The sequence below is a fragment of the Bizionia gelidisalsuginis genome (genome assembly GCF_008086185.1).
In the GTDB taxonomy this organism is placed as follows: Bacteria; Bacteroidota; Bacteroidia; order Flavobacteriales; family Flavobacteriaceae; genus Bizionia; species Bizionia saleffrena.
The window spans coordinates 1-9,020 of sequence record NZ_VSKN01000038.1; the positions used below are offsets into that span (position 1 = coordinate 1).

The 9,020-nt window shown below is 31.1% G+C and carries 8 protein-coding genes; all 8 read left to right on the top strand.

The features are described 5' to 3' along the window. The first annotated feature begins 311 nt into the window (after positions 1–311). The 8 genes from ES677_RS14530 to ES677_RS14565 all read left to right on the top strand — a co-directional run bounded on the left by ES677_RS14530 (position 312) and on the right by ES677_RS14565 (position 8,929). A complete protein-coding gene (locus tag ES677_RS14530; RefSeq protein ID WP_148381630.1) occupies positions 312–3,014 on the top strand; it encodes a DNA methyltransferase in 2,703 nt (900 codons plus the stop codon). Next, positions 3,014–4,027, top strand: a complete 1,014-nt coding sequence (locus ES677_RS14535) for a virulence RhuM family protein (protein WP_148381631.1) — start codon at positions 3,014–3,016, stop codon at positions 4,025–4,027. Before ES677_RS14530 ends, ES677_RS14535 begins: the two co-directional genes overlap by 1 nt. Before the next feature lies 1 nt (position 4,028). Continuing rightward, positions 4,029–5,972, top strand: a complete 1,944-nt coding sequence (locus ES677_RS14540; protein ID WP_148381632.1) for a DEAD/DEAH box helicase — start codon at positions 4,029–4,031, stop codon at positions 5,970–5,972. Further along, entirely contained in the window at positions 5,965–7,155 is a 1,191-nt protein-coding gene (locus ES677_RS14545; RefSeq protein ID WP_148381633.1) for a GIY-YIG nuclease family protein, read from the top strand. Before ES677_RS14540 ends, ES677_RS14545 begins: the two co-directional genes overlap by 8 nt. A 20-nt stretch (positions 7,156–7,175) precedes the next feature. Beyond that, the gene (locus ES677_RS14550; RefSeq protein ID WP_148381634.1) at positions 7,176–7,700 is read left to right on the top strand and encodes a hypothetical protein; all 525 of its coding nucleotides are present in this window, start codon (positions 7,176–7,178) and stop codon (positions 7,698–7,700) included. 293 nt (positions 7,701–7,993) lie between these two features. Then, positions 7,994–8,284 carry a DUF6922 domain-containing protein gene (locus ES677_RS14555; protein WP_148381635.1) on the top strand — a complete coding sequence of 97 codons (291 nt, stop codon included), beginning with the start codon at positions 7,994–7,996 and terminating at the stop codon, positions 8,282–8,284. Between the two features lie 40 nt (positions 8,285–8,324). Beyond that, a complete protein-coding gene (locus ES677_RS15920) occupies positions 8,325–8,447 on the top strand; it encodes a nucleotidyl transferase AbiEii/AbiGii toxin family protein (protein WP_148381637.1) in 123 nt (40 codons plus the stop codon). Positions 8,448–8,608: 161 nt separating this feature from the next. Then, positions 8,609–8,929, top strand: a complete 321-nt coding sequence (locus ES677_RS14565) for a hypothetical protein (protein ID WP_148381636.1) — start codon at positions 8,609–8,611, stop codon at positions 8,927–8,929. The last annotated feature ends 91 nt before the right edge of the window (positions 8,930–9,020 follow it).

Consider the following 9,020-nt stretch of genomic DNA (forward strand, 5'->3'; position numbering starts at 1 on the left):
AACTTTGTGACAAGGTCAATTGTTTATAATGTTTCATTCAAAACGAATATAAATATTGAGCCTAAAATAGATGGGGCTAGCCCCATCTATTTTAAATATCCGTGTTGCACTTATGACTTGAACTTACTATATTTAAAAGACAGGATTAAACTATAAATAATTTAACCATGAAATTTTGAACTTACACACTTTTTAGGATAGTGTCAATATACCCTAAAACAGGGGTGAAAAGTAAATGAGGAAAACCATAATATAATGTCAAAATTATATTATATTTTTAAGGTTCGTTAAAGAGCAATAGAAAATATTAAATGAACGCATCTCAAATAGAAAAAAACGTAACAGCATTAGTTGAAAACTACAACAAAGAAGAATTTGTATTCGACTTACTAAAAGCCTACGGTATTTCTAAAACATCTATAACACGTTTAAAAAAAGGAGATTTCAACCTCTCTAAAGTAGCAGGAGAAGTACTCTATAAAAGTAAACTACTTTTTAAAGAGGTAGCATCTGGTGATTTATTAAATACGATTGATAAACTTACAAAAGAACCAGATACTTTAAAACACAATCCAAGATTTGTAATTGTAACCGATTATAAAACACTCTTAGCAAAAGATATAAGAACAGGGTTAGCATTAGACATACCTATTCTCGAAATTCATAAACATTTTGGTTTCTTTTTACCTTGGGCAGGTCAAGAAAAATATGCACAAACCAATGAGAATTATGCAGATAGAAAAGCGAGCTACAAAATGGCGAAGCTTTATGATATTTTAGTTACTGAAAACCCGAATATTTATGATGATGGTGGCCATAATCTAAACATCTTTCTATCGCGTTTGCTCTTTTGCTTCTTTGCAGAAGATACAGACATATTTCCCATTGAAGGACTATTTACAGATACCTTAGAGCAGCACACTCAAAAAGATGGTAGTGATACGCACTCATTTTTAGATCGGCTTTTTAAAGTACTAAATACAAAAGATAACAGTCAAGAAGCAACATCTTTTAAAGCCTTTCCGTATGTAAATGGTGGTTTGTTTAGAGATCCTATTGTATCACCAAAATTTACCAAAGAAGCGCGTAAAATTATTATAGAGTGTGGCGATTTAGATTGGAGTGAAATCAACCCAGATATTTTTGGTTCTATGATACAGGCAGTCGTAAACCCTGCATATCGTAGTGGTTTAGGGATGCATTATACTTCTGTACCTAATATTATGAAGGTAATAGAACCTTTGTTTTTAAATGAACTGTACGAAGAATTTGAAAAACAAAAAGGCAATGCTAAAAAGTTACGCCAATTAATATTTAGACTCTCTAAACTAAAAATATTTGATCCTGCTTGTGGTAGTGGTAACTTTTTAATTATTGCCTATAAAGAGTTACGTAAACTAGAAATACTAATTCTACAAGAACTACACCCTTTAGAAACACAGCATTCTATTGTTTTTACAGAATTAAAACTCTCACAATTTTACGGTATTGAATTAGATGATTTTGCCCATGAAATGGCAATACTTTCTTTATGGTTGGCAGAACACCAAATGAACAAGTTTTTTGTAGATGAACTACACGGCTTTGGAAAAGCAAAACCTATTTTACCTTTAAAAGAAGCAGGCAATATTACACAAGGCAACGCTACACGTTTATCTTGGGCAGATACCTGTCCTAAAAATGAAAATGATGAAATTTATATTTTAGGAAATCCGCCTTATTTGGGTTCATTCCTTCAAAGTAAAGAGCAAAAGTCAGATTTGGCATTAGTTTGTAATGGTTTTAAATCATATAAAGATTTAGACTATATAGCTTGTTGGTTTATCAAGTCAGCTCTTTTTGTGCAAAAGGATAATGTCAAATATGCTTACGTAACAACCAATTCAATTTGTCAAGGAGAACAGGTTTCGTTATTATGGCCCTTTATATTATCCCAAGGTCTAGAAATATTTTTTGCTTATAATTCTTTTAAGTGGACTAATAATGCTAAAGGTAATGCAGGTGTTTACTGTACAATAATCGGTATTCAAAACAAAACGACATTAAAAAAGAAAATTTTTAATCAGACTTCTTTTGAAGTTGTAGATAATATAAATGCATATTTAACTTCTGGTAGTAGTGTAGTTCTTAAAAAGAGAACCAAGCCTTTGTCAAAAATACCTCCTATGAATTATGGAAGTAAAATTGTTGATAGTGGTAACCTGATTTTTTCTACTGAAGAGAAAAATGAACTGATAGAAATTTACCCAGAAGCAGAAGTGCTTATTAAAAGGTTATTAGGTTCAGCAGAGTTTATCCGTGGTAAACAAAGATGGTGCTTATACGTAAGTGATGACCAATTACAATTTGCAGAATCAATCCCTCAAATAGCAGAAAGATTTGAAAAAGTAAAAGCGTTTAGAGAAAAAAGTACAGAAAAAAGTACAAGAGAAATGTCTAAACAACCACATAAGTTTTATTACTCAGTCCATAATAATTCAGATTCTATTATTATACCCAGAACCTCTTCTCAAAGACGCGATTATATTCCTATGGGTTTTCTCGATGGAGATACTATTGTCTCTGATGCAGCCAGCGTTATTTTTAATGCTACAATTTGGAACTTTGGTATAATTACTTCAAGAATTCATATGGATTGGGTAAAGGCAGTTGGAGGCAGGTTAAAAGAGGATTATAGATATTCCTCTCAATTATGTTACAATACTTTTCCTTTCCCCGAAATCAATCAAAAACAAAAAGAACAAATCAATCTACACGTCTTTGAATTATTAGAAGAACGTGAAAAACATTCAGGTAAAACCTTAGCACAATTGTATGACCCTAATAAAATGCCAAAAGGTTTAAAAGAAGCGCACCATCAATTAGATTTAGCCATAGAACGCTGTTATCGTTTAAAACCTTTTACCAGCGATACAGAACGTTTAGAATATCTCTTTAAAGAATATGAGAAGATGATAAAGCGAAATACGTTGTTGGAGAAGGGTAAAAAGACACGTAAAACTAAAAAGGCGTAATGGAAAAGGAAGAAAATAATTTACAGGCCATTAACAACTTTGTTATTTTTAATACAGATAAAGGCAAGGTAAATATAGATGTTTATTTTGAAGATGAAACGCTTTGGTTGACTCAAAAAAAAATAGCAGCACTGTTTCAAAAAGGACGTTCTACCATTACAGAACATTTAAAACATCTTTTTGAGAGTACTGAATTAGATAAAAATTCAGTATGTCGGAATTTCCGACATACTGCCGAAGATGGTAAAACATACACTACCAAATATTATAATTTAAGAGCAATTACAGCCGTTGGCTATCGTGTAAACTCCCACATCGCCATAGAATTTAGAAAATGGGCAACTAACGTTTTGCACGAATACATCGTTAAAGGCTTCGCTATGGATGATGAACGTCTAAAGCAAGGCAAACACTTTGGTAAAGATTATTTTGACGAACTTTTAGAGCGTATTCGCGAAATACGGTTAAGTGAAAGACGCTTGTATCAAAAAATCACAGATATTTATGCGCTTTCTGCAGATTATGATAATCAATCTAAAATAACAAATCATTTTTTTGCTAGCGTTCAAAACAAACTACATTGGGCTATTACAGGTAAAACAGCTGCCGAAATTATTTATACAGCAGCAGATGCGACTAAAATTTTTATGGGCTTAAAAAACTGGAAACAAGCGCCAGGTGGTAAAATTTTAAAAAGCGATGTTACAGTTGCTAAAAATTATTTGAATGAACAGCATATAAAATCTTTAGAACGTATAGTAACAGCTTATTTAGATTTGGCAGAAAGCAGAGCAGAAAACAGACGCGTAATGAATATGCAAGATTGGGAGCAATTTTTAACCCAATTTTTAGAATTGGCAGATTATCCAATCTTAAAAGATACAGGTAAAATAACCATGCTAGAAGCTAAAGTAAAAGCCGAAAGTGAATATTCTAAATTTAGAGTTAATCAAGATGAAACCTATATTTCTGATTTTGATATAGAAATAAAAAAGCTTAAAAAGAAAAAATAAAATGCCAGATATAGTACACGTAACATACCAACAAACAGGTAAAAGTAAAAGTACCAATGAATATGGTATGCGAGAAATGCAACAAAAAGCATTTGAAGCACGTACTGCTCAATATTTATTAATTAAAGCACCGCCCGCTTCTGGTAAATCTCGTGCGTTAATGTTTATTGGTTTAGATAAATTAATACATCAAGGCATTAAAAAAGTAATTGTTGCAGTTCCTGAGCGTTCTATTGGGAGTTCATTTGCCAAAACAGCTTTAAAACAATTTGGTTTTTTTGCAGATTGGGAGCCGAATCCAAGATATAATTTATGCACACCTGGTATTGAAAAAAGTAAAGTAACAGCGTTTTTAAACTTTTTAGAAAGTGATGAAAAAATACTAATCTGTACACACGCTACTTTGCGTTTTGCATTTGAAGCCATAGACGAAAAACAATTGGATGATTGTTTATTAGCAATAGATGAGTTTCATCACGTATCTGTAGATGGAGATAATAAGTTAGGGTTGGTATTAAGTAGCATTATGGAGAAGTCTAATGCGCACGTAGTAGCCATGACCGGTTCTTTTTTTAGAGGAGATTCTGTGCCTATTTTATTGCCAGAAGATGAAGCGAAATTTACCAAAGTGAAGTATGATTATTACCAACAATTAAACGGTTATAATTATTTAAAGTCTTTAGGTATTGGCTATCATTTTTATCAAGGAAAATATACAGCTGCCATTCACGAAGTATTAGATGAAAACAAAAAGACAATTATTCATATTCCAAGTGTAAATTCAGGGGAATCTGAAAAAGATAAATACGAAGAAGTTAATAGAATTGTTGATGGTATTGGCGAATTAGACTACCAAGACCCAGATACGGGTGTTTTATATGTAATAAGTAAAACCACAGGTAAAACCTTAAAGATTGCAGATTTAGTACACGATAACCAAAAGGATAGAGATAAAATACAAGCCTATTTACGGGAAGTAAAAAGTGTAGATGACATAGATATCATTATCGCATTGGGTATGGCTAAAGAGGGGTTTGATTGGCCATATTGCGAACACGCTTTAACGGTTGGTTATAGAGGTTCATTAACAGAAATCATTCAAATTATAGGTAGAGCAACAAGAGACAGCGAAAACAAATCACACTCTCAGTTTACTAATTTAATTGCACAACCAGATGCGGAAGATGATTTAGTAAAACTATCAGTAAATAATATGCTAAAGGCTATTACATCATCACTATTAATGGAACAAGTATTAGCACCTAACTTTAAATTTAAACCAAAATTTCCAGACGAAGATGAGGAAGATGATGATTCAGAAGATGATGAAAATACTATCAAAATAAACGGTTTTAAGTTACCTAGTTCACAAAGAGCAAAGGATATTATTGAAAGTGATATAAATGACTTGAAGGCAAAAATGATGCAAGACCAGCAGATGATTAAAGCAATGCCTGGTAATGTAGACCCAGAAGTTATTAATAAAGTATTGATACCTAAAATTATTAAAGAAACCTACCCAGATTTAACAGATGAAGAGGTCGAAACAGTGCGTCAACACGTTGTCGTAGATTCAGTAATAAAAAATGGAACTATTGAAGAAGTTGGTGATAAACGCTTTATTCGTATGGCAGATAGTTTCGTAAATATTGATGATATTAATATCGATTTAATAGATACCATCAATCCATTTCAAAAAGCATTTGAGATACTTTCTAAATCGGTAACGGCATCTGTATTTAAAGCAATTCAAGAAACGATTGAAGCTACAAGAATAACAATGACTGATGAGGAAGCCATTATATTGTGGCCTAAAATAAAAAATTGGATTGCAAAAACAGGTGAGCAACCAAGTATGCAATCTTTCGACCCACAAGAAAGACGTTTGGCAGAAGCAATTATATTTTTAAAAGAGCAAAAGCGTAAAGGAGCATCTAATGAGTAAAAAGAAAACATTAGCAGATATATTTAATGATGATGAGTTTGGGATTTTAGATTCTAAACCCCAGAGCGCTGGAGTAAAAACAGAAGATGAACGCTTAATTGAATCGTTCCAAGAAATTAATGCTTTTTTTGAAAAGAATAATCGTGAACCTGAAGCAACTAACGTTACTGAATTTAAATTATTAGCAAGATTAAAAGCAGTAAGAAAAGATGCTAAAAAAGTAGAGATTCTTAAATCATTTGACAAGAACAATTTATTAAATACTAAAGAAGAAGTAAAATCAGTTGAAGATATTTTAAATGATGATCATTTAGGCATCTTAGATACCGATGAAACTTTATCTATTTTTAAGTTGAAGAATGTAAAGAGCGCATCAGAAAGAGCAGAAACAGATTTCACAGCAAGAAGAAAGGCAATGAAAGATAAGGATTTTGCACCTTATGAAACACAATTTAAAAAAATACATAAAGAATTAAGAGAAGGTAAACGTAAATTAAAAGAATTTAAAGACGTAGAAAGAAACCTTGAAGAGGGTAAGTATTATGTTTTAGATGGTGTATTGATGTTTTTAGAAAAAGAGGGTTCAGAGGACAGGAAAATAGGAGATAGAACAAGAAAAGATGGTAGAACGATAACTGTTTTTGAAAATGGAACTGTAAGCAATATGTTTTATCGTTCATTAGCAAAAGCCTTATATAATGGTGGAAGTATTGTTTCTGATACCGATAAGGATGCAGAAGAAGAGCTTTTTAAAAATGCAAATATTGTTAATGAAGAAGATGTTAAAACAGGGTGGATATATGTATTAAGGTCAAAATCCAAAAATCCAGATATAGCATCAATTAATAATTTATATAAAATAGGATTTTCTTCTATAGATGTAAATGAGCGTATTAAAAATGCTTCTAAAGAATCTACTTATTTATATGCAGATGTTCATTTATTGGATAAGTATGCTTGTTACAATATGGATGCGCAAAGGTTTGAACATTTAATACATAGATTCTTTGCAGAGGTATGTTTGAATGTTGATGTTTTTGACGAAAAAGAAAACAGGATAACACCAAGAGAATGGTTTGTTGCACCAAGACCAATTATTGATAGGGCTGTCTCATTGATATTATCAGGCGATATATTAAAGTATAAATATGATAGTGTTAATATGGTTTTAATAGAAAAATAAGTAAAATAAATTCCTTATTAATGTCAGAAAAGAACACACCACCAAAAAAGAGAATAGAATATCACGGTAAAAATGTTCGTGTTTCCAGAACAGGCGGTGTTTCTGCTACAAAAACGATTGCAAAAGATGGGTATGGTGCTACCATAAATACCAATCACGGTGTCAGACTTCATAAAAAATTATTTAAAGGAGCTAGAATGGGGTTTCAACGTGGTAACTTTCAATTCATTGGAAGATACAATAGTGGTCCTTTTAATTTCAATATTTCAAAAGGAGGTGTTAGTACTTCTATAAAAAATAAAAGAGGTTCTTATAATTTAATGAAGCCTAATTATTCAAGCTTCAAATTAGGCGGTGTTCAGGTAAGAGGAAAAAATGCAGCAACCCTTCAATTAATCTTTTTAGGGTTTAGTCTTCTTGTAAATATTTTTAAGTTTTTATGGTATATTTCCACATCCATATTGTGGTTTATGTTTTTATCCCTAAAATGGATTGTAGATTTTTTAATTGGTTTTTATAAAGGATATAAGGAAAACAGTCAATAGTGTAATTTATTTTTCAAAAATCAAAACGTAGCTTAAAGCAAAAATAGCTACTAAGTAAACGAATGTAAAATAAGATAAAAGCAGGTATCAATAAGTTAGTTTCATAACTTTGGTGTGTTATTTTAATTAAATTACAAACGATATTCTGTAGTGATGCAGACAATTAATCGTCTAATAAAAAGAGAAGTATATAAAGTTAAGTCTTTAATAAATAATACAACAAATGGTATAATAGTTGTTTTAGATAAAGTAATTATATAATTTTGTATAGTATTTTAAATAAAAATAAACCGTTGGCTAAAGCAGTAAACATATCAAACATCTTTCCAAAACACGCATTTTGGGATATGGATACTAATAAATTATCTGCACAAAGAGATAAGGCTATTATTATTCTTAGAGTTTTTATGACTACAAATAAAGATACTTTTTCTAAAGATATTGAACTTGTAGAAACGGTTTATAATGCTAATGAAATCTACAATGTGCCAAAGGAAACAAAAGAACGTATAAGTAATAACGTTTGTAAATTGGTGTCTAAGCGTTACAGTAAACCTGCTTTCTTACGATACGATTTTAGTTAATGAGTGCAGTTTCTAAAGCACTCTTACAAACCATAAAAGAATTACAAGTTTATCTCAATTTGCATTAGCAGGAGGTACAAATTTAGCATTCCGTTTTAATCATAGAGAATCACAAGACATAGATTTGTTTTGTCCAGAAATTTGTTGGTATAAAACATTTTGAAACCATAGAAGAAGAAGTCATTAATTTTTATGGCAATACAAAGATATCTGGCTTAGAATATCCTTTTGATAAAGAAAGTGAGCAACATACGTATCTTAGATTTTGGGTAACAAAACCATGTGGTACAATAATTAAAGTAGAAATCATTCAAAATATGAAAAATGAAAACTTACATAACTGACATAATCCCTAAGGTTCAACGATTTTCTAAGAAACTTGACGACCTTTCTACACTCACTAATCAACATTGGGTAGTGGTAGATGAGCTTATTAACTCAAAAACCATTTATATTTTTAGGGCGAATTGCGAACTACTAATTTCTTTAAACGGGAAAGTAGAAAAGGCAAAATGGGAATACTTGGGAAATAACAGTCTATTAATTGATAAAAATAATGAAAGCTTTCTATTTAAACATGGTTTTTTAGATGAAAATATTCTCGCTATGTGTTTTGACCCCTATAAAACAAGAGTATTCTTTTAAATTTCGTTAGTTAAATTATGCGGTTATTTTTTTCATTAAAATCAGGTGTTTGTCAGCGTTCCATTTTTCCATTGGTGTTATTCTTCCTAAT